Below are 20,827 nucleotides of genomic sequence, written 5' to 3' on the forward strand. Positions count from 1 at the left end.
CTTAAATTTTGCGGCTCTAATTTCTTTAGATTTGAATAGCAAAATCAAAACTTTAATTTATATGAACAAATTTATTTTAACTGGTTTGTTGATTTGTAGCGCTTTAGGTGCTGTCGGTCAGGCCAAGAGTCCAATTAAATTTACTGCTAAAATTACGAACAGAAACAGCGATACTTTAGTAATTACAGGAAAGAATAATTTTAAACAGGTGATTCCAATTAATAAAAAGGAAACTTTTGTATCTTCTTTTGATGCTCCAAAAGGATTTTATACGTTTTCGGATGGAACAGAAGCTTCTTATTTGTATTTAAAGCCAAATTCGGATATTAATCTGACGATGAACGCTAAGGAGTTTGATGAAACGATTGTTTATAAAGGAAAAGGGGTTGATGAAAGTAATTTTCTGGCGCAGCAGAGTTTAAAAGATGAGAAGTTTCAAGCGGAAGCTTTTACTAAGGAAGCGAAAGAGTTTGCATCGCTTTTGGAAACAAAGCTGAAAACGGATCTGGAAAATTTAGAGAAAGGTAATTTTGATCCGGAATTTAAAACGGCTGTAAAAAAGAAATTTGACAGTTTTAATAATTATGCTGTAAGTGAGTATGAAAGTGCTGCGAAAGCAAATAAGATGACCGGAACTCCTTCTCCGGATTTTGATTATGAGAATCACAAAGGAGGAAAAACAAAGCTATCTGATTTAAAAGGAAAGTATGTTTATATTGATCTTTGGGCAACCTGGTGTGCGCCATGCCGAGCTGAGATTCCGTTCTTGCAAAAAATAGAAGAGAAGTATCACGGAAAAAATATTGAGTTTGTGAGTGTTTCTATTGACAAGGCAAAGGATAATGAAAAATGGAAAATGTTTGTGACGGATAAGAAGTTAGGAGGTATTCAATTGTTTGCAGATAAAGATTGGGAATCGGAGTTTGTAACCAGCTACGGAGTAACCGGAATTCCCAGATTTATTATTGTAGATCCAAGGGGTAATATTTTAAGCAGTGATGCTGAAAGACCTTCATCTCCGGAGCTTCAGGTGCAATTAGATGCCTTATTGAAATAATTTAGGTTCAAAATTACATTACCAGTGTAATTTTGGTATTTTTATAAAACACTAGTAAAACCAAGGCATAAGCTTTGGTTTTTTTGTTTTTGGGAAATTTCCAATGTTAAGCTTTTGTTCAATGTTACCAAATTGTTAAGTAAAAGTTTTTTTAATGTAAACAATTGATTATATTTGATAAAGATTTGATAACATTAATACCTAAAGATATGAAAAAGTGTGTAATTTTAGTTGCAATATTGTTCTCTGGAATTTTAGTTGCACAAGAGATAAAACCGGAATTGGAAGTTGTTGGAAATAGAGTAAAAGCTACTTATTACTATGAAGATGGTAATATTCAACAAGAAGGTTTCTTTAAAGATGGTAAATTAGATGGTGTTTGGGTATCGTATGATGTAAAAGGAAATAAGATGGCGGTTGGAGAGTACACTGAAGGAGTGAAAACTGGAAAATGGATTTTCTTTAACGACAAAAATCTTTGTGAAGTTGCTTATGAAAACAGCAAAGTAGCATCCGTTAAAAATTTACAGAAAAATGCTTTAGCAAACAGAAATTAATAAAATTTCGAATGATTTATAAAACCGCTTTTAAAGGCGGTTTTTTTATGCTTTTACTTTTTTTCACTTTTTGTTTCTTCCGTACCAGATTATAAAACCGCTTACAGGTAAAGCTGCAGCCGTCAGGCTGATAAGGAAAGCAAGAATCTTTCCGGGCAGATCTAAGATTTGTCCGGTATGAATGCCGTAATTCATTTCGACGACCTGTAAACCCAGACTTTTTTTGTGGTATGGGTCGCTTTGGACTAATTTTCCGCTGTTTGGATGGAAAGAATAGTTGCTTTGATGGTCGTATCGCAAGGCATGAGGGTAAGCTCCTGTACCGATTATGTCGCCTTTTTGCTGCGGAAATGTGACATAATACATTCCGGCTTTAGGCTGAAGCTTTACGGTCGTAGTAAAAGCACGATCGATTGCACTAATTGAATTGCTGCTAAATTTAGTGGTATCAATGATTGGTGCTTTTGTTTCTGAAGCTTTATCTCCGCCAAAATTGAATGTTTTGTAGATTCCGTCACCCACCCATTCATAAGTAAAGGTCAGACCGGTTATGGCGATAATGGCTGCTAATAGCGAAATGTAAAATCCGGAGGTGTTGTGCCAGTCGTAATTGACACGTCTCCATTTGGCAGACCATTTTACAGTAAAGCTTCGTTTCAGATCGCTTTTTCGTTTGGGCCACCATTGTATAAGTCCTGTAATTACTAATAAAAGGAAGATGATAGTTGCGCTCCCAATAATGTGTTTTCCGATATAATCAGGTAAAAGTAAATATAAATGAATGCGTTCGACAATGATAAAAAAATCAGTTTCGGGATCTTCAATTTTTAAATGTTTTCCGGTGTAGGGATTGAAGTAGAGGTATCTATTCTCGCTATCAGCATAGGTGTAAACAATAGCGGAACGGTTTTTTCCATAATACGAAACCATAGTCGATTTGTAATTTGGAAGAATCTCTTTGGCTCTTTCCTGTAATACAGAAGGGAATACAAAAGGCTTTTTTTGGGGTTCAACAAACCGCCATTCTTTTCGGGTAAGGTCTTTTATCTCATCATGAAAACAAAAAATACAACCCGTAATACTGACAATAAAAACAATAAGCCCGGAAATTAATCCGAGCCATTTGTGTAGAAATCGTATTTGTGTTTTGAATCCCATTTTATTGTAAAAACGCAAAATTATACGCAAAATCAATGGGGAGCAAGTAATTTTATTTATTTTTTAGAAACGGCTTCGTTTTTAGGTTTTAATGAATAGGCGACATAAAGGGTTATGGAAGCCAGGAATATCCAAAAAACATCCACGAAGAAGACTTGAATTTTATTTTGCATAAAAGATGTCCAAAACCAAGTTCCGGAGACAATTCCGTTTGTAATTGGGATTAAAAAGCCTAATGTACTTCCTGAAATTAAGCAGCATTTGTTGGTAAAGGCATCATCCTTTTTAAGGATGAAAAATACGGTAAGAATAAGCCATCCTATAAAGTAAACCATGTATAGCTGATCCTGAGTAAGAGGGTGGAATATTTTGGCAGCAATAAAAGCAAAGGCCGTGATCGGATACATGCTCAGACATATGGCCAAATAAATACGAACGACTCCGGCATTAAAGCGTCTTTTCTTTTCGGGTAAGTTGTTTTTTTGTCTGGCGACTAACCAAATCATAACTCCCGAAATGATGACAAAACAGGTAATTATACCTAAAACGAAACTTACAATTTTCAGCGCATAACCCCCATAATCGCCAAAGTGTATGCGATACAGAACATTTTTTACCACATCGAGATAGTTGTTTTGAGTAATCGGATTTTTTCGGGCAATTTCTTTTCCGTCCGCAATTCGATAAACGATCTTCCCAATTCCAGTGAATTTTTTATGACTTAACATTTGGCCTTCTACCAGAACATGCATGTTGGCATCTCCGTAATTCTGAATGAAAACACGAGTGATTTCAAAATCTTTCCAGCTGCTTTTTGTTTTCGCAACAAGCTGATCGATATTAAATGGGGTTGCTAATTTTTTGTTGTCGAACTTGTAATCAGGATCAGTATATTCTAATTCTTTGTATAGCTTATCCTGATCGCCTTTGTACAATGCCATTACGGCCGGGGCCACAATTAAGAGTTTAATCATGAAAAAAGTTCCGGTTACGGCATATACAAACTGAAAAGGCAAACCAATCATTCCTAAGGCGGTATGAGCATCTGTCCATAAGGTTTTTAGTTTTTCTTTTGGACGGAAGATATAGAAGTTAGAGACGATTTTTTTCCAATGCAGTAAAAGCCCGGTTACGATGGCAAATAAAAAAAACAAAGCGGTGAAACCCGAAAGGTAATAACCGGCAGGATAAGGAATTTGTGCCAGAAAATGCAAGCGGTATAAAAATTCTCCTAAAGAATAAGAATCTTCGTAGGTAAAGGTTTTGAAGGTTTTGGTATCAAGGTAGAAGAACGATCCTTCTTGTTGTTTTTTAGGGGCCAGGGTATCTTTTGTACCCTCCATATAAACAGCCACTCTCCGTTCCGTACTTGGTTTTGAAATGGTAATGTTTCTTCCATGTAAGACGTATTCTTTGTCCAGTTTTTGTAAAGCTGAAGTATAGTCGAGCTGGATTTCTTTGGTTAAAGCAGTAGATTCATTTCTTTCCCAATTGATAATTTCATCTCTGAAGAAAGAAAAGGACCCTGCGAAAAAAATCACAAAAAGGACTACGCTAATCACAATTCCGCTAACGGTATGAGTATGAAAATAGATGTTGTAATTACGATTGTTCATAGGTTATTTTGCTATTGGATTGTAGGTTTGACCAAGGTATATTAAAAGAGAAAAAACTAAAGAAAGGAGGATGTAAATTCCCCAGATTTTCCATCCGTTTTTGGCCAGGAAAGCAATAACCATAAGGGCGACCCAAAGGATGAATCCGCTAAAAGCCATGGTCATTAATATGTTGGCACGGTTGAACCAGGCCGCTAAGGCCAAATGAAAAGTAACTGAAACAAAATAGCCGCCTACTATAGCCGCTGTAATTTTGGCAAATCGTTGCCATTTGGATTGGGTTAAATATTTTGGATTTGCCGGCATATTTTGGTTAGCAATAAGTTAATAGTAGTAAAATTCCAGTAAAGCAGCGAGTATAAAAAAAACAAGAATTGCGTATCGGTTTACTTTTTTGAGCGGTGCTAAAATGATGATGAGACTTCCAATGGTCATGAGCTGAATGAAGAACATAAAAGTTCCGCAGCATAAAGATTGTGTAAACAACCAAAGAGTGTAAGCTAGTAAAAGAAGTCCCAGGCCCAAAAATTTGGTTGGTTTAGGATTGCTTTTCATCCATTTTTCAAAACCTAAATCATACGATAATGTAGCTCTTTTCGAGGTGTAATAAAGGGTGTAAAAAGCTAAAAAAACGATAAGACTTGCAATTGTTATCATGATTGACAGAATTTAAAAACACCTTTCAACTCAAAGAAAGGTGTTTTTTTGTTTTTATTAGAATTTGTAAGCGAAGCTTGCTGCTACACTTCTCATGTTTCTTGGGTGAATGGTAGACCAGCCATCGTAAGTCTCTACGTTGGCGATGTTATCCATTTTTAAAGTCAGAGTAAATTTCTCTGCAGAATAGAAAAGAGAGGAGTTTAGTACCGTGTATTCCGGGATTGTAAATGCTCCGGTTGTTTTCCTGTTCATGATTTTGTTATCACCTACATAATTTCCTCCAAAACCTAGTCCAAAGCCTTGTAGTGGTCCTTCCGGGAATTTGTAACTCGCCCAAAGATTGGCTAAGTTTTGTGCTCCGGCACTTTCCGGTCTGAAATTTACAAATTCACGATCACCGGCAGTTAATACGGCGTCATTATAGCTGTAACCAAACACGATGTTTAAACCGGCAACTGGGTTAGAAACGATTTCGGTTTCAAAACCTTTGTTTCTCTGGCCCCCATTTTGGTAAGAAGTTGAGTTGGTCGCATCTGTTCTAATGCTGTAAACCTGATCTGAAACTTTAATATCGTAGTAGCTGAAAGTAGCGTAAAGTTTATCTTTAAATAAGTTAAGTTTTGTACCTACCTCAAATTGATTGGCGTGTTCCGGGTTGTAAACTCTAGGGGTTCTAAAACCACCACTCATATCTTCTCCAGGGGCAACGTTTGAGAATCCATCCATATAATTGGCGAAAATAGAGACTTTGTCTAAAATAGGTTGGTATACTAATCCGAATTTTGGAGAAAAAGCAGTCTGATTGTATCCGCCATTATCTGCGTTCATGAAACGGTCAACACGTAAACTTGCCATGGCAGACAATGCCGGCGTAAAGTTGATTACGTCTGAAACATAAACACTGTAAACTTCCTGCTTTGTTTTATTATTGTTGGTTGTTGCTTTTGCTAAAAGAGCATCAGTTCCAGATTTTGATAAATTTCCACTATCACCGCTTGTAATATATTTAGTAGGATCGGTAATTTTGAAAACATTTTCGTTTACGGTTTGTAAACTTGCATTACCAATATAGATGCTTCCATTGCCAATATAGCTGGTTCCGTTGTCTGTAGAAGAGTTGTTGAAATAGTCGAAACCGGCAACAATTCGGTTTCTTAACTTACCGATTTTAAAATCACCAATAAAGTTTTGTTGAATATCAGTAGTTAAGGTTGTTGAATTCTGGTAATTGATATAACGATCTAAGACGATACCTTCTTTAATTTCCGAAAAGCGTTTGGTTCCTTCATATATATATGAGTAATACCCTTCAGATCTTGATGATCCTCTTGAAAGAACCGTCTGAGAAGTCCATTCGCTGTTGAACTTATAAACCATTTGACCTTGCAGGTTGTAAGATGGAGTTTCTATAGCAAGTTGGTTGCTGGTATAAGAACGCTTGTTATCGTATCCAAGTTCTTTCATATTGTGAACTCTTAAAGCAGCACCTCTGTCCAAAAACAACATAGTTGGATTGGTGGCTTTATTGTTCATGAATTCAGTGTTAACAAAGAATGAAAGTTTGTCGTTTACTTCGTAAGATAGGGAAGGGGCAAAAAAGAATGATTTTTTAAATCCTGCATCCTGAAAACTATTTTCATTGTGATAAGCAGAATTGATGCGTAGATTTACTTTGTGTTCATCGTCTAAAGGAGTGTTGATATCTGCAGTAACTCTGTTTAGTCCGTAACTTGCGGCAGTATAAGTGATTTCTCCTCCAAAATGATCGTAAGGTCTTTTGGTTGTAATGTTGATTAATCCTCCGTATGAGATTAAGCTGCTTCCAAACAAAGTTCCTGAGGGACCTTTGATTACTTCGATTCTGTCGATGTTGGCAGGATCAAGGCTTCCGTTGGTTAGCCCCGGTAATCCGTTAATCATAGTTGGCTGAACGGCAAAACCTCTTAAAGAAAAGTAGCCTGCACCATCTCCTCCACGTCCTGTTGAGGCCCAAAGTGTGGTTAATCCCGGTGCATTTTTAAGAGCATCGTCAATATTGGTTACTACCTGTTCTTTTAGTAATTCACCTGTAATAGTAGTGTAAACTTGCGGGTTTTCAAGATTTTTAAGTGGTAATCTTGATACTTGTTGATTTTCTTTACGGGCTAATGGATTCTTTTTTCCGTGACCGTTGATTACGATCTCGTCCAGTTGTTCAGAGTTTGAACTGATTGTAAAGTCTTCTACTATTTCGTCTCCGGCATTAAGAGAAACACTTTTTTCTTTGGAAGAATGTCCAACAGCCGAAACTTTAATGATGTAGCTTCCCGGTTTTATGTTTTTAATCTCGTAAAAACCTTTACTGTCTGTGTTGGTTCCAATCTTGGTTCCTTTTAATACAATAGTTACATTATCGGCAGCCTGATTGTTAGTTAGGTTGATCTGACCTTTTAGAGATGCTTTTCCTTGTGCCGAAATTGTGGTAGCGGCCAATAGGAAAAAGCAGAAACTTAAAAGGGGAATGGTAAACTTATATTTCATTTTTTATTTAGAATTAATTTGAATAGTGCAAATTTAATTGCAGAATACAAGCCAAGCAAGTTATTCTTATTTATTCTAAATAAAATAGTTTTTAAGGGTTTAAATTTTTATTTGTTTAAAATTTTAACATCTTAAGCGGAATTTAAGCTAATATTAAGAAAAAAAACCTGCTCAAATGAATGAGCAGGTTTTATATGATTGTAGAAAATTATTACAATTACAATTCTAAAGCGCGTTTAGCATCGCCATTCATTAATAACTCTAACGGATTTTCTAAAGCTTCTTTTACAGCTACTAAGAATCCAACTGACTCACGTCCGTCGATGATTCTGTGGTCGTAAGAAAGTGCTACGTACATCATTGGGTGAATTTCAACTTTACCGTTTACAGCAATTGGACGCTCAATAATGTTGTGCATTCCTAAAATTCCTGATTGAGGAGGGTTGATAATTGGAGTACTTAACATACTTCCAAAAACACCACCATTAGTAATAGTGAAAGTTCCACCTGTCATATCGTCAACAGTAATTTGACCGTCACGTGCTCTAAGTGCTAATCTTTTGATTTCAGCTTCGATTCCACGGAAAGTCAACAATTCAGCGTTACGAACTACAGGAACCATTAAACCTTTTGGTCCTGAAACTGCGATAGAGATATCAGCAAAATCATAAGCTACTTTATAATCACCATCCATCATAGAGTTTACGTCCGGATATAATTGTAACGCTCTTGTAACTGCTTTTGTAAAGAATGACATGAATCCTAAACCAAGACCACCATGTTTTGCTTTGAAAGCATCTTTGTATTCGTTACGAATTTGGTTGATTGGCGTCATGTTAACTTCATTGAAAGTCGTTAACATTGCTGTTTCGTTTTTAGCAGCTACTAATCTCTCAGCCACTTTACGACGTAACATTGATAATTTAGTACGCTCAGTTCCACGGCTTCCTCCTGTTGGAGTTCCCATTGAAGGTACTGCGTTTACTGCATCGTCTTTAGTGATTCTGCCTCCTTTACCAGTTCCTGAAACTGTTGCCGGTGCTATGTTTTTTTCGTCTAATATTTTTCTTGCTGCCGGAGATGGTGTTCCTGCTGCATAACTTGTAGCTGCCGGAGCCTGAACCGGAGCTGCTTTTGGTGCTTCAGCTTTTACTTCCGCTTTTGGTGCCTCAGCTTTTGGAGCTTCAGCTGCCGGAGCAGATCCTGACGGTTTTGCTGCACTTGTATCAATTAAACAAACTACAGCGCCTACTGCTACTGCATCACCTTCTTCTGCTTTTAGCGTAATTGTTCCGCTTGCTTCAGCCGGTAACTCAAGAGTAGCTTTGTCTGAATCAACTTCAGCAATAGCTTGATCTTTTTCTACATAATCTCCGTCTTTTACTAACCAAGTTGCAATTTCAACTTCTTTTATTGATTCCCCTGGTGATGGGACTTTCATTTCTAAAATCATCTTATTTTTTGTTTAAGGTTTTTATGGTTTAAAGTTTCCTGTTATTAAACCGGAAACTTTAAACTTGAAACATTTTTTTATCTGAATAAATTTTTATCGAAAACCATTCTAATCGCATCAGCATGACGACGTTTTGAACGCGTGTAGCTTCCTGATGCAGGAGCAGAATAAGCTTTTAATGAAGCCAATCTCCATTTTACAAGGTCAAAGTTCATCAGCATAAAGCTGTAGGCTCCCATGTTTTTAGGCTCTTCCTGTGCCCAAACATAATCGTCAACATTTGGATATTGTGCAATGATTTCTTTGATTTGTTCCACTGGGAAAGGGAATAATTGCTCGATACGAACAACTGCAACATCATTTCTTCCGTTGTTTTCTCTTTCAGCTACAATGTCGTAGTAGAATTTACCGGTACAGAATACTAAAGATTTTACGTCTTTTTTGTTTACTGTAGTATCATCAATCGTTTCCTGGAAAGTTCCTGTTGCCAGTTCTTCAACAGTTGATACGCATCTTGGATCACGTAATAAACTTTTTGGAGAGAAAACGACCAAAGGTTTACGGAAATTTGTTTTCATTTGTCTTCTTAACAAGTGGAAGAAGTTGGCTGGCGTTGTACAATCGGCAACATACATGTTGTGTCTTGCGCAAAGCTGTAAGTAACGTTCCATTCTTGCAGAAGAGTGTTCAGCTCCCTGACCTTCATATCCGTGAGGTAATAATAAAACAATACCGTTTTGGTTGTTCCATTTGTCTTCTCCACAAGAGATGTATTGGTCAATCATGATTTGAGCTCCGTTAGAGAAATCTCCAAACTGTGCTTCCCAGATTGTTAAGGCATTTGGATTGGCTAATGCATATCCATAATCAAAACCAAGAACACCATATTCAGATAAAAGAGAGTTGAATACACCAAATTTCCCTTTTTTGTTCTCAATAGAATTCAATAAAATCACTTCTTCTTCAGAGTCTTCTACTTTAACAACTGCGTGACGGTGAGAGAAAGTACCACGTTCTACATCCTGACCAGAAATACGAATGTCGAATCCTTCTGTTAAAAGTGAACCGTAAGCCAATGCTTCTGCAGTTCCCCAATCAAGTGTATTGTTGTCGTATCCTACTTTTCTGTCCGTAACAATTTTAGTTATTTTGTTGATGAACTTCTTGTCAGATGGTAAGGTCGAGATTGTATCGATGATAGAGTCCAGTCCTTTTTTATCAAAAGTAGTGTCTACTTTTTCAAGCATTTGTGTATCTGTTACCTGAACAAATCCATCCCATTCGTTTTTCATGAATGGAGTTATAATTGTCAAATCTTTTTTACGGGAAGCTTCTAAGTTCTCCTCCATAGCCGATTTGTATTCTTTTTCTAAAGCATTTACATAAGTAGCATCGATTATGCCGTCAGACAATAATTTCTCTGCATAAATATCTCTTGGATTTTTATGTTTCGCGATGATTTTATATAAAACCGGTTGTGTAAAACGAGGCTCATCACCTTCGTTGTGACCGTATTTTCTGTATCCTAATAAGTCAATAAATACGTCGCGTCCAAATTGCATTCTGTAGTCTAATGCAAAAGATACGGCGTGTACCACAGCTTCAGCGTCATCAGCATTTACGTGTAATACCGGTGAAAGTGTTACTTTGGCAACATCGGTACAGTACGTAGACGAACGTGCATCTAAATAGTTAGTGGTAAAACCAACCTGATTGTTGATTACGATATGAATCGTACCGCCTGTTTTGTATCCGTCAAGTTGAGCCATTTGAATAATCTCATACAAGATTCCCTGACCTGCGATTGCAGCATCTCCGTGAACGGCAATAGGTAATACTTTAGAGAAATCGTTAGGATAATATTTGTCCTGTTTTGCTCTTGTGATTCCTTCAATTACAGCTCCAACCGTTTCTAAGTGAGAAGGGTTTGGTGCTAAATTGATGTTGATGTTTTTTCCTGTTCTTGTTTTTTTGTCAGCTGTAAGACCTAAGTGGTATTTTACGTCACCGTCAAAATATTCCTGATCGTAATCTTTACCGTCAAACTCACCAAAAATATCCTGAGTTGATTTTCCGAAGATGTTGGCCAAAACGTTTAGACGACCACGGTGAGCCATTCCCATTACGAATTGTTCAACTCCTTTTTCAGCAGCTTGTTCAATCAAAGCATCCAAAGCCGGGATGATAGACTCTCCACCTTCTAATGAGAATCGTTTTTGACCTACATATTTAGTGTGTAGGAAGTTCTCGAAAGATACAGCCTGATTTAATTTATTTAAGATTGTTTTCTTTTCTTCAGAAGAGAAGTTTGGCTGGTTTACGTTTACAGCCAGTTTGTCCTGGATCCATTTTACAACGCCGGGATTTCTGATGTACATGTATTCGATACCAATGTGTTGGCAGTAAATAGTCTGAAGACGTGTTACGATATCCTGTAATGTAGAAGGGGCTACTCCGATTGCCTGAGCAGCATCAAAAACTGTTGAAAGATCAGCAGTTGTTAATCCGAAATTTTCAATGTCTAAAGTTGGAGACGATGTTCTGCGATCACGAACAGGGTTTGTTTTGGTAAACAAGTGCCCGCGTGTACGGTAAGCATCGATTAATTTTAGGACATTGAATTCTTTTTGTAATTTATCAGAAACTAAACTACAATCTACGTTGTCGTTTGTTACGTATTCAACAATTCGTTGAACCGGATTTTCGTCATTATAAGTCGTTTGTCCAAAATCGAAACCTTGAAAAAAACTTCTCCAGCTTGGCTCAACGCTATCTGGGTTTACTAAATACTGATCATATAATTGTGCGAAAAACTCTGTATGCGCTGCATTTAAAAATGAAAACCTATCCATAATATGAGTGAATATACTTTTTGTTAAATAGAATCGCAAAAGTACAACAATCACATTTATTTAAATCTTTTTTTTACGTACTTTTACGTAAAAATTTGTTAAAAATAGACTCAACTATGGATAAAAATCAAATTTCAATCGTTTTCAAAACTTTTTTTGTGATTTTGGTAGTCTTATTTTCAAGTTCTGCAATTGCACAGCAAAAATATGTCATAGACAACAGTAATCATTTTTGGGAGAAAGTTCAATTTGGAGGAGGTCTTGGTTTAGGAATTGGTTCCGGATATACGGATATTTCCGTTTTGCCAAGTGCTATCTATAATGTAAACGAAATTGTATCTGTTGGTGTTGGATTGCAGTTTGGTTACCTGTCCTCCAAAAACTATTACAGCTCTTTTGTTTATGGTGGAAGTCTGATTGGACTTGTGAATCCAATTCCTGAAATTCAATTGTCTGCCGAACTAGAACAGGTTCGTGTAAATACTGATTATAAATCGACTGCTTACCGACCAAGTTATTCCGATAATTATTGGAATACTGCCTTATACCTTGGCGCAGGTTACAGAACCGGAAGTGTAACGATTGGAGCCCGCTACGATGTTTTGTTTAATAAGGATACCAGTCTTTACGGATCCGGATTTATGCCTTTTGTGAGAGTGTACTTTTAAAGGTTCAAAGAGACATAGAGACAAAGGTTCAAAGGTTTTGAAAACAAATTTTACTGCAAAGAAGGGAAGCCTCTGTCGCTTTGCAACTTTGTACCTCTGCGCCTAATTAAGTGTAATGATTTCGGAACCAAACTTTTTGTAATTCTCTTCTTAAAATCAAAAAAGACATTTTCCTCTACAAAGTGCGTATTTTTATTTTGAAGCTGTTTCTTAATGACATTTGAATATAAATCGATCATCTGGATTCCAAACGAAATCTAAGGAGCAGGTATATCCCCTCAACCATAATTGATCATTCATTTTTCTAAGGTAAAATCCTTTCGGAAAACTATCGTCCTTACTAATAGGATGGGTGAAGATTGTTAAGGAGCCAAGTGGCGCCTTGTTTTTTTGATGCTCAGAAGCAGTAATTTCTTCCTGGTTGAGTAATTCGAGTCGTAAATATGGGGCTGCTTCAAGTGGACATTCGGATAATTCAAATTTCTTCAGACATTCTTTTATTTCAGGTATTGTCGCGCCATTCGGAAATCCTAATTCATTTATTGAAATTTCTTTTATCGAAATTAACTTCTTTTTTTTAGAGGTCTTAAATGCTTTATTTGAAAAAATAATTTCAGCAAATTCATTGAGCATGATAGTAGACTCTTTTAATTTTTGCAGTAAGTCTTCTTTGGAAAAACCTCCATATTCAATTGTTAACTCGTTTTTAAGGTTGCTATTTGAACTGTTCATGTGGTATGAAATTTAGTTTAGCGATTGAAATTTAGAGTTTTCAATTGAAAAGCCTGGTATTTTACTTATAATAATTTCGAAACCAAACCTTCTGCCATTCTCTTTTTAAAATTAAAAAAGAAACCTGCTCGGCTAAAATCACTAAATCAGAACCGTCGAGTTTTTTAATTTCATTTTCAGAAACATCGATAATATAAAGCAGGTTCAGGTATTCAGCAAATTTGTACTGAATCATTCGGTAGATTTTTTCGTGAAGCTGAATCTTTAGTTCTTCGGGAGAGATACTCATCGGAAAATCGATTCCTTCGTTGGCTAAATTAAAATCTTTGTTGATTTGCTCAATTAGACTTATATATAGATTTCCACTTTCGGCATCAGCCAATAAAATATCGGTATTTTCAGGAATCGGAAACATTGATGCTTTTTAAGAATTGACGCAAAGTTAAAACTAAAAAATCATTTAACGGTTGATTCTCTTTCAATGATTCTTGTAGGAAGTTCAATAATTTGATGTGTCACCGGTCGATGTTCTTTCAGGTCTGCAATTTCATCTATTAAGAGCGAAACCGCCTGATGCCCCATTTCAAAACCGGGCTGGTCAATTGTAGTTAGTTTGGGTGAGATAACGGTACTCATAAACCAATTGCTAAAGCCAAAAACGGCTACCTGTTCCGGTGTTTTGATTCCTGCCTCATTAAAGTATTTGATAATTCCGATAGCTACCAAATCGGTGATGGCAAAAATCGCGTCTATGTCCGGATGTTCAGTCATTATTTTTTGGGCGTTTTCGTAACCATCTTCAAAATCGGTATTGTTATCACACACATAAACCAGTTTTGAATCGTATTCAATTCCGTGCGCTTCCAACGCCCTTTTGTATCCTAAAAACCGATCAATTGAGTTTTGTGGGACATAGGAACCCCTAAAATGGGCGATCTTTTTGAATCCTTTATTAATGAGGTAAGAAACGGCGTCGAATGCTGCTTTGGCATCATTGATAACGACTTTGGAACAATCGACTCTTTTGGCAATTTTATCAAATAAAACGACTGGGGTATTTTTACGGATGGCTTCATTGATATGAAAAAAGTCATCTGTTTCATTAGAGAGTGACATCAAGACCCCGTCTACACGTTTTTGAATTAGTAAGGCAAGTTGTTTTTTCTCCAGTTCGTATTTTTCGTTGGATTGTAATATAATGACAAGATAGCCTCTTTTTTCGGCTTCTTCGAGAATTCCATTTAAGACACTTGAGAAGAAATGATGCACGGTGGCCGGAATAATGACACCTATTGTTTTGGTTTCATTGGTTCTCAGGTTTACAGCAACCGAATTGGGCATGTAGTTCATGGTTTCGGCCATTTCGATCACCCGGGCACGTGTAGACTTGCTAATATCTGTATAGCCTTTTAGTGCTTTTGAAACCGTGGTAACCGAAATTCCCAATGCCGAGGCTATATCTATTAATTTTGTGTCATTCATGAAATAAAAGTACTAAAAAATAAAGTGTATTAGTAAAAAATTAACTTCCGAAAACGTTTTAGGTCATTTCGAAAACGTTTTCGATTTGGAATTCTTAAATTAGAGTTAATTCCTTGAGTAAGTTTACATTCACAAATGAAAGATTTACTAACTAAACCAAAAAATCATGAAACAGCAACATTCTTATTTAGGCATATTATTTTTGATATTGTGCTTAATCTCTGTTCCAAACCATCTGTTTGCTCAGAATAAAAATACCGTTTCGGGAAAGGTACTCGATGAGAGTGGCCAAACCATTCCGGGAGCCAATGTTTCGCTTAAAGGAACAGATAAAAATACTATTACTGACGAAAACGGAAGGTTCGTATTCTCGAATGTTCCCGCGGGAGATTATACCATTGTGGCGACTAATATTGGCTATAAAACCTTTGGAAAACAAATTACAGTAAAAGAAGGAGAATCTTTAGAGGTAAATTTGCTTCTCGAAGGAGAATCCCAAAGTCTGAAAGAAGTTGTAGTAACAGGATCTTCAAGTCCGAGGTCTAAATTAGAATCCAGTGTGGCCATTACCACAATGGGGGCTAAGGCCATCGAAGACAGAGCGCCTGCAAGTACAGCAGCTTTATTGCAGACGATTCCCGGATTTGTGGTAGAAGCCTCGGGAGGAGAAATTGGGAATAATCTTTTTGCAAGAGGAATCCCGTCTGCAGGAGCGTATGAGTATGTACAGATTCAGGAAGACGGATTACCTGTTTTTGAAGATGGTGCACTGCAATTTGCAAATGCTGATACTTTTTACAGATTAGACGAAACAGTAAGCAAAATGGAGGCGGTTCGTGGGGGCTCGGCATCCATTTTTGCCAATAATGCTCCGGGTGGAATCATCAATTTCATTTCTAAGACAGGTCAGAATGACTTTCAGGGAAGGGCTAAATTCTCGACTTCAGATTACGGAATGTTCCGAACAGATCTGAACTTATCAGGTGCTTTAATCCAGGACAAATTGTTCTTTAATATTGGAGGTTTTTACAGAGCCGATAATGGCGTAAGAAATACCGGTTTTACTGCTAATAAGGGTGGACAGATAAAAGGAAACATTACGTATAAGTTTGATGACAACGATTATTTAAGAATTAACTTTAAACATCTTGATGACAGAAATACCTTCTACCTGCCAATTCCGTTAAAAAGTAATAATGGAAAAATCGAAGGAATTCCGGGCTTTAATCCTAATTATGGAACACTGACTTCAGTAAATTTCAGTCGTTTAAATGTGCCTCAATACGGTGGCGGAACTTTTAGTGCCGATTTAGAAGACGGTTCTCATCCGATAATCAACTCGATTGGTGCTGAATTTAAAAAGAAAATATCGGAGAAAGTGACTTTTAAAAATGCATTCAAACAAACGAGTATCAATTTGAATTACAATGCTATTTTTCCAAATGGAGGTCCGTGGACACAAAGCGCTTATGCAAGCGGTGTTCAGAATACAACGGCCAGTAATCTTACCTATTCTTATGTAGATAACGGCGCAACACTTGATCCAAATGCTTTAATCATGAGAGCAGATCTTTGGCATATCGAGAAAAAGATGAGCAATTTTGCCAATAACTTCTCTTTTGCATTTGATTTAGATCCGGTAAAACTAACAGCAGGGTACTATTATTCGAACTGGAAATCGAATCAATATTGGAACTGGAACTCGTATTTAGTGGGTGTTTCAGATAATCCAAGATTGTTAAATGTAAAAGACAATACAACCGGAGTAAATCATACCTGGAACGGGGTGGAAAGAATTACATGGTTGGAAAGGGATGCGCAAACCAAAGGGCTTTTGAATGATGTTTATGCCGATGCCGAAATCAAAGCAACAGACAATCTGACTTTTAATGCCGGTTTACGATACAACAAAGACAAATATTCCGGTTACAGAGACAATGCTCGTTTTTTTGCAGAGAATTTAGGGATTTTAGATAACAATACGGCCGATGATAAGGTAACAACGGTTAAAGGAAATCCTTATACGTACTGGAGATATGATGTGAGCGAATGGTCGTATACCGCTGCCGGAAACTACAAATTCAATGACAATATAGCTTCATATGTACGTTACAGTCATGGTTTCAGATCGCCTATCGAAGAGTCTTTTTATGATAATGCGGCCGATTTGAGCAAACTGGAAAATACCGAGGTGAATCAGTTTGAGTTGGGGTATAAATATTCTAATTCTTTCTTTAATGTGAATGCCAATTTGTTTCACATGGGCTTAAAAAATGTTGCCTTTACAGATATTTTATCGGATGGATCTTCTGAAAATAAATTCGCCGATGTAAATAATATTGGTCTTGAAGTAGAAACGAATGCGAGATATGAAATGGTAAAACTGAACTTTACGTTTACCGTTCAAAAACCGGAATACGATAATTTTACAGGTACAAATGCAGACGGATCTACATTTAATTTTAACGGAAATACGGCACGAAGAATCCCTAAATTTTTCTGTAATTTAAGACCGGAAGTAGACATTACAAAAGATTTTACCGCTTATGTTCAGTTTTCGTACTACGATAAAAAGTTCACGAATCAAGACAACAAACAAGTTTTACCAGCGTATAAAGAAGTGGGAGCAGGTTTAAATTATACCTATCATAATCTTCGTTTTGCAGTTGATGCTTCGAATTTGTTCAATGAAATTGGTTTAACTGAAGGTGATCCAAGACAAACAACATCAGCCGCAAGCGATGTATTTATGGCAAGACCTATTTTAGGACGTGCTTTTAGATTTTCGGTTGCGATTAATTTTTAAGAGATGTTAAATGTATGTTTGAAACCTGAAACTTTAAACCTGAAACATTTCATCAACTAAAAGACAAACCAATAAAAAATGAAAAACATAGGAATTAAAATATCTCTTTACCTTAATTATTTTGTCTTCGCTATTCTCCTGAATAGCGTGGGCATTGTGATTTTGAAATCGCAGAAAAATTATGGAGTAGATGAAGTTCAGGCGAGTATTTTAGAAGCGTTTAAGGATATGCCTATTGCGATTGTTTCCTTTTTTATAGCTTCTTTTTTACCCAGAATCGGATATCGAAAATCGATGCTGATTGGTTTGGGACTGGTTACGCTGGCATGTATTTCTATGTATTTTGGAAACTCATTCGACAATGCTAAAATTCTTTTTGCAACCGTTGGAGTGTCATTTGCTTTGATTAAAGTTTCGGTGTATTCGTTGATTGGTACAGTAACCGAAACCAAAAAAGAACACAACGCCTTGATGAGCAGTATTGAAGGTTTTTTTATGGTTGGAATTGCACTGGCTTATTTTTTATTTCCGGCTTTTAACAATGAAGATGATCCCAATTCATGGCTGAATGTGTATTGGTTTTTGGCAGGATTGTCGTTGCTATCGTTTCTGTTTTTGTTTTTTATAAAATTTGAAGAAACAGAAGTCGCTGCGGGAGCAAATCTCAAAGACGATTTTATGCAGATGTTCCGTTTAATGGCGAAATTGCTAACGGTTATCTTTGTTATTAGTGTCTTTTTGTTTGTGATGATTGAGCAGGGAATTCTTTCCTGGCTGCCTACATTCAATACAAAAGTGCTTCATTTACCGGAGAACATCAGTATTATGATGGCCAGTATTCTGGCTATTTCATTGGCAGTAGGAAGATTGATTGCGGGGATTGTGACCAAAAAAGTAAATTGGATCTGGGTGTTGAGTTTCTGTATTCTTTCGGCCATGCTGATTGTGATTTTTGTACTCCCAAAAACTGTTGGGCTGGAAGTGAAGAATATCAATACGCTTTCAGATATCCCCTTAATAGGTTTCGCATTTCCTTTAATCGGATTGTTTATTGCTCCCATTTATCCTCTGTTAAATTCGATTGTATTGAGTGCGCTGCCCAAAAACCTGCAAAGTTCAATGACGGGATTAATCGTGATTTTCTCGGCTCTTGGCGGAACATTAGGCTCCAGAATAACAGGTTGGCTGTTTAAAAATGAAGGGCCTGAAAAGGCATTTTACTTTACTTTGATTCCAATGTCTTTATTATTAATATCCTTTTTTATTCTTAAAAAAATAACTGCAAAAGATGAAATTTAAACTACATATATCCCAAACTATCGAAAAACTATTGGCTCAGGAAGATACTGATGGTGATAAAAAAATAACGATTGACGACCAGGGTCCAAAGAGATTTTTACTGAATGGTGAGGATGGAAATTCGACTGTTATTGAAGGAACCTATCAACTTTCAAACCTGTTGCAGGAACTGGCTTTGGCTAAAAAAGATAATGTTGAATTTGCTGAAATCAGTCTGGATCAAATCGTTGAAGATCCTGTAAAAAGAATCTCAGGAAAAATAAAAAACCTGTATTGGAAAGGGCTGACACGTACGATTGATGCCAATGGTGTCAAAAAAATACTGGAAGACAATAAAATAGAAAATGCTATTTCGTATCTGTATGTGCCTTTTGGTGATGAAATCGTTTTTGATTATTTCAAAAAGTTAGAAGCCATAACGCCAAAGTTAAAAGTAGTACAACTGCCTAAACAAATCTCACCGGAGTATGTATTGTCACTGAACCAAAAGCCGGGTATTCTGGCTTTGGCACTTCAGATTAAAAACAATGAAATTTCGGGGGTTCCGTTTGTTGTTCCAGGTGGAAGGTTTAATGAAATGTATGGCTGGGACAGTTATTTTATTGCCAAAGGACTTTTAATCGATGATAAAATAGAACTGGCCTTAGGAATAGCTGAGAACTTTAAATACCAAATTGATCACTACGGAAAAATACTAAATGCCAACCGTAGTTATTATTTAACCCGTACCCAACCACCGCTTTATACGTCATTGATCAGAGATGTTTTAGAAAAATCGAATCCTGATATTTTCTGGATTGAAAGGCATTTGAAAACCGCGATTAAAGAATACAGAACGGTTTGGATGGAGGAAGGCAAAAGGCTTACGGCCAATGGACTGAATCGTTATAAAGCAGAAGGAATTGGCTTGCCATTTGAAGTAGAAGAAGGTCATTTTGATGATATTCTGGAACAATATGCGCCGAAGTACAATTTGTCTACTCGGGAATTCGAGAAAAAATACCTGGAGCGAGAAGTTGTTGATGCCGAATTGGATAAGTATTTTATTCACGATCGAAGTATGCGTGAAAGCGGCCATGACACCACAAACAGACTGGTTGGAGTTTGTGCAAACTTAAATACGGTTGCCATTAATAGTTTGCTTTATAAATACGAAACGGATATTGCGTTTTTGATTAAAAAGTATTTTAAAGATGAATTTCAATATTTTGAAGACAAATCTTTCTCAAGCGAATATTGGCTTTCAAAAGCAGCTTCCAGAAAAGAAAAAATCAATCAGTTGTGTTGGAATTCAGAATGCGGCTGTTATCTGGATTATAATTTTGTAAACGAGGAGCAGCATTTTTTTGAAGCAGCTCCGACATTTTACCCACTGTGGGCAAAAATAAGCACACCGGAACAGGCCGAAATTCTGGTAAAAAAGACGCTTCCGAGATTTAAAATGAAAGGTGGAATTGCAGGAAGTACCAAAGAATCTATTGCAGATATAGACGAAAACGCACCAATTCGACAATGGGATTATCCGTTTGGATGGGCGCCGCATCAAATGCTTTTATGGGAAGGTTTGCTGAATTATAATTTTAATGAAGAAGCGCAGGAAATGATATATCGCTGGCTTTGGCTGATTACCAGAAATGCGGTTGATTATAACGGAACCATTCCGGAGAAGTTTGATTTATCGATCAGTTCGCACAAGATTTTTGCAGAATACGGAAACGTAGGCACCGAATTTGATTTTATAACCGAAGAAGGTTTTGGATGGATGAACGCTTCGTACCAGTACGGTTTAACCATTTTGGAAGAAGATTTAAAACAAAAATTATCGGAGTTGGTTGATCCTGATACACTTTTTTAATGTTCTAAAATGACAGACCCAACAGGTTTCAAAACCTGTTGGGTTTACTATTTTGTCAAAACACATTAATTTCCACGAATCCATCATAATTAAATAGGTGAAAATTAGTGTA

The 20,827-nt window shown here is 36.7% G+C and carries 16 protein-coding genes; 6 read left to right on the plus strand and 10 right to left on the minus strand.

The genetic code is table 11. The annotated features are described in order from the left end of the window. Nucleotides 1-61 precede the first annotated feature (61 nt). Nucleotides 62-1,057, plus strand: coding sequence for a TlpA family protein disulfide reductase (locus OGZ34_RS05730; RefSeq protein ID WP_263362404.1), 996 nt, complete (start codon nt 62-64; stop codon nt 1,055-1,057). 209 nt (nt 1,058-1,266) lie between these two features. After that, the gene (locus tag OGZ34_RS05735; protein ID WP_263362405.1) at nt 1,267-1,614 is read left to right on the plus strand and encodes a toxin-antitoxin system YwqK family antitoxin; all 348 of its coding nucleotides are present in this window, start codon (nt 1,267-1,269) and stop codon (nt 1,612-1,614) included. A gap of 63 nt (nt 1,615-1,677) precedes the next feature. Here OGZ34_RS05735 and OGZ34_RS05740 read toward each other — a convergent pair whose 3' ends face one another. The 7 genes from OGZ34_RS05740 to OGZ34_RS05770 form a co-directional block, all read right to left on the minus strand. Further along, a complete protein-coding gene (locus OGZ34_RS05740; RefSeq protein ID WP_263362406.1) occupies nt 1,678-2,772 on the minus strand; it encodes a PepSY-associated TM helix domain-containing protein in 1,095 nt (364 codons plus the stop codon). A 56-nt stretch (nt 2,773-2,828) separates the two neighbouring features. Further along, nucleotides 2,829-4,388 carry a PepSY-associated TM helix domain-containing protein gene (locus tag OGZ34_RS05745; RefSeq protein ID WP_263362407.1) on the minus strand — a complete coding sequence of 520 codons (1,560 nt, stop codon included), beginning with the start codon at nt 4,386-4,388 and terminating at the stop codon, nt 2,829-2,831. Between the two features lie 3 nt (nt 4,389-4,391). Next, on the minus strand, nt 4,392-4,694 hold the full coding sequence (locus OGZ34_RS05750; protein ID WP_173965346.1) for a hypothetical protein: 303 nt from the start codon (nt 4,692-4,694) through the stop codon (nt 4,392-4,394). An 18-nt stretch (nt 4,695-4,712) separates the two neighbouring features. Then, nucleotides 4,713-5,045 carry a hypothetical protein gene (locus OGZ34_RS05755; RefSeq protein ID WP_263362408.1) on the minus strand — a complete coding sequence of 111 codons (333 nt, stop codon included), beginning with the start codon at nt 5,043-5,045 and terminating at the stop codon, nt 4,713-4,715. Nucleotides 5,046-5,102: 57 nt separating this feature from the next. Next, the gene (locus OGZ34_RS05760; RefSeq protein ID WP_263362409.1) at nt 5,103-7,568 is read right to left on the minus strand and encodes a TonB-dependent receptor; all 2,466 of its coding nucleotides are present in this window, start codon (nt 7,566-7,568) and stop codon (nt 5,103-5,105) included. 217 nt (nt 7,569-7,785) lie between these two features. Further along, nucleotides 7,786-9,021 carry a 2-oxoglutarate dehydrogenase complex dihydrolipoyllysine-residue succinyltransferase gene (gene odhB / locus OGZ34_RS05765; RefSeq protein ID WP_173965343.1) on the minus strand — a complete coding sequence of 412 codons (1,236 nt, stop codon included), beginning with the start codon at nt 9,019-9,021 and terminating at the stop codon, nt 7,786-7,788. Nucleotides 9,022-9,098: 77 nt separating this feature from the next. Continuing rightward, entirely contained in the window at nt 9,099-11,873 is a 2,775-nt protein-coding gene (locus OGZ34_RS05770; protein WP_173965342.1) for a 2-oxoglutarate dehydrogenase E1 component, read from the minus strand. A gap of 116 nt (nt 11,874-11,989) precedes the next feature. Here OGZ34_RS05770 and OGZ34_RS05775 point away from each other — a divergent pair, with 116 nt between their 5' ends. Continuing rightward, a complete protein-coding gene (locus OGZ34_RS05775) occupies nt 11,990-12,541 on the plus strand; it encodes a hypothetical protein (protein WP_263362410.1) in 552 nt (183 codons plus the stop codon). 210 nt (nt 12,542-12,751) lie between these two features. On the opposite strand, the gene OGZ34_RS05780 is transcribed toward OGZ34_RS05775, so the two are convergent. The 3 genes from OGZ34_RS05780 to OGZ34_RS05790 form a co-directional block, all read right to left on the minus strand. After that, nucleotides 12,752-13,273: a hypothetical protein gene (locus OGZ34_RS05780; protein ID WP_263362411.1), complete on the minus strand. Its 522-nt coding sequence runs from the start codon at nt 13,271-13,273 to the stop codon at nt 12,752-12,754. Between the two features lie 61 nt (nt 13,274-13,334). Beyond that, nucleotides 13,335-13,688 (minus strand): hypothetical protein, encoded by a 354-nt coding sequence (locus tag OGZ34_RS05785; RefSeq protein WP_263362412.1) that lies wholly within the window; start codon nt 13,686-13,688, stop codon nt 13,335-13,337. A 41-nt stretch (nt 13,689-13,729) separates the two neighbouring features. Then, the gene (locus OGZ34_RS05790) at nt 13,730-14,755 is read right to left on the minus strand and encodes a LacI family DNA-binding transcriptional regulator (RefSeq protein WP_263362413.1); all 1,026 of its coding nucleotides are present in this window, start codon (nt 14,753-14,755) and stop codon (nt 13,730-13,732) included. Nucleotides 14,756-14,921: 166 nt separating this feature from the next. Here OGZ34_RS05790 and OGZ34_RS05795 point away from each other — a divergent pair, with 166 nt between their 5' ends. The 3 genes from OGZ34_RS05795 to OGZ34_RS05805 all read left to right on the plus strand — a co-directional run bounded on the left by OGZ34_RS05795 (nt 14,922) and on the right by OGZ34_RS05805 (nt 20,715). Then, nucleotides 14,922-17,561, plus strand: coding sequence for a TonB-dependent receptor (locus OGZ34_RS05795; protein WP_263362414.1), 2,640 nt, complete (start codon nt 14,922-14,924; stop codon nt 17,559-17,561). 78 nt (nt 17,562-17,639) lie between these two features. Continuing rightward, nucleotides 17,640-18,860, plus strand: coding sequence for an MFS transporter (locus OGZ34_RS05800; RefSeq protein ID WP_173965337.1), 1,221 nt, complete (start codon nt 17,640-17,642; stop codon nt 18,858-18,860). After that, nucleotides 18,850-20,715 carry an alpha,alpha-trehalase gene (locus OGZ34_RS05805; RefSeq protein ID WP_263362415.1) on the plus strand — a complete coding sequence of 622 codons (1,866 nt, stop codon included), beginning with the start codon at nt 18,850-18,852 and terminating at the stop codon, nt 20,713-20,715. The genes OGZ34_RS05800 and OGZ34_RS05805 overlap by 11 nt, the downstream gene beginning before the upstream one ends. Nucleotides 20,716-20,827: the final 112 nt, after the last annotated feature.

The sequence above is a fragment of the Flavobacterium collinsii genome, from assembly GCF_946903285.1.
In the GTDB taxonomy this organism is placed as follows: Bacteria; Bacteroidota; Bacteroidia; order Flavobacteriales; family Flavobacteriaceae; genus Flavobacterium; species Flavobacterium collinsii.

What these genes read in the sequence shown, in the direction of transcription:
- OGZ34_RS05730 (WP_263362404.1), top strand. Translation starts at nt 62, where the DNA reads ATGAACAAATTTATTTTAACTGGTTTGTTGATTTGTAGCGCTTTAGGT.
- OGZ34_RS05735 (WP_263362405.1), top strand. Translation starts at nt 1,267, where the DNA reads ATGAAAAAGTGTGTAATTTTAGTTGCAATATTGTTCTCTGGAATTTTA.
- OGZ34_RS05740 (WP_263362406.1), bottom strand. Translation starts at nt 2,772, where the DNA reads ATGGGATTCAAAACACAAATACGATTTCTACACAAATGGCTCGGATTA.
- OGZ34_RS05745 (WP_263362407.1), bottom strand. Translation starts at nt 4,388, where the DNA reads ATGAACAATCGTAATTACAACATCTATTTTCATACTCATACCGTTAGC.
- OGZ34_RS05750 (WP_173965346.1), bottom strand. Translation starts at nt 4,694, where the DNA reads ATGCCGGCAAATCCAAAATATTTAACCCAATCCAAATGGCAACGATTT.
- OGZ34_RS05755 (WP_263362408.1), bottom strand. Translation starts at nt 5,045, where the DNA reads ATGATAACAATTGCAAGTCTTATCGTTTTTTTAGCTTTTTACACCCTT.
- OGZ34_RS05760 (WP_263362409.1), bottom strand. Translation starts at nt 7,568, where the DNA reads ATGAAATATAAGTTTACCATTCCCCTTTTAAGTTTCTGCTTTTTCCTA.
- odhB (WP_173965343.1), bottom strand. Translation starts at nt 9,021, where the DNA reads ATGATTTTAGAAATGAAAGTCCCATCACCAGGGGAATCAATAAAAGAA.
- OGZ34_RS05770 (WP_173965342.1), bottom strand. Translation starts at nt 11,873, where the DNA reads ATGGATAGGTTTTCATTTTTAAATGCAGCGCATACAGAGTTTTTCGCA.
- OGZ34_RS05775 (WP_263362410.1), top strand. Translation starts at nt 11,990, where the DNA reads ATGGATAAAAATCAAATTTCAATCGTTTTCAAAACTTTTTTTGTGATT.
- OGZ34_RS05780 (WP_263362411.1), bottom strand. Translation starts at nt 13,273, where the DNA reads ATGAACAGTTCAAATAGCAACCTTAAAAACGAGTTAACAATTGAATAT.
- OGZ34_RS05785 (WP_263362412.1), bottom strand. Translation starts at nt 13,688, where the DNA reads ATGTTTCCGATTCCTGAAAATACCGATATTTTATTGGCTGATGCCGAA.
- OGZ34_RS05790 (WP_263362413.1), bottom strand. Translation starts at nt 14,755, where the DNA reads ATGAATGACACAAAATTAATAGATATAGCCTCGGCATTGGGAATTTCG.
- OGZ34_RS05795 (WP_263362414.1), top strand. Translation starts at nt 14,922, where the DNA reads ATGAAACAGCAACATTCTTATTTAGGCATATTATTTTTGATATTGTGC.
- OGZ34_RS05800 (WP_173965337.1), top strand. Translation starts at nt 17,640, where the DNA reads ATGAAAAACATAGGAATTAAAATATCTCTTTACCTTAATTATTTTGTC.
- OGZ34_RS05805 (WP_263362415.1), top strand. Translation starts at nt 18,850, where the DNA reads ATGAAATTTAAACTACATATATCCCAAACTATCGAAAAACTATTGGCT.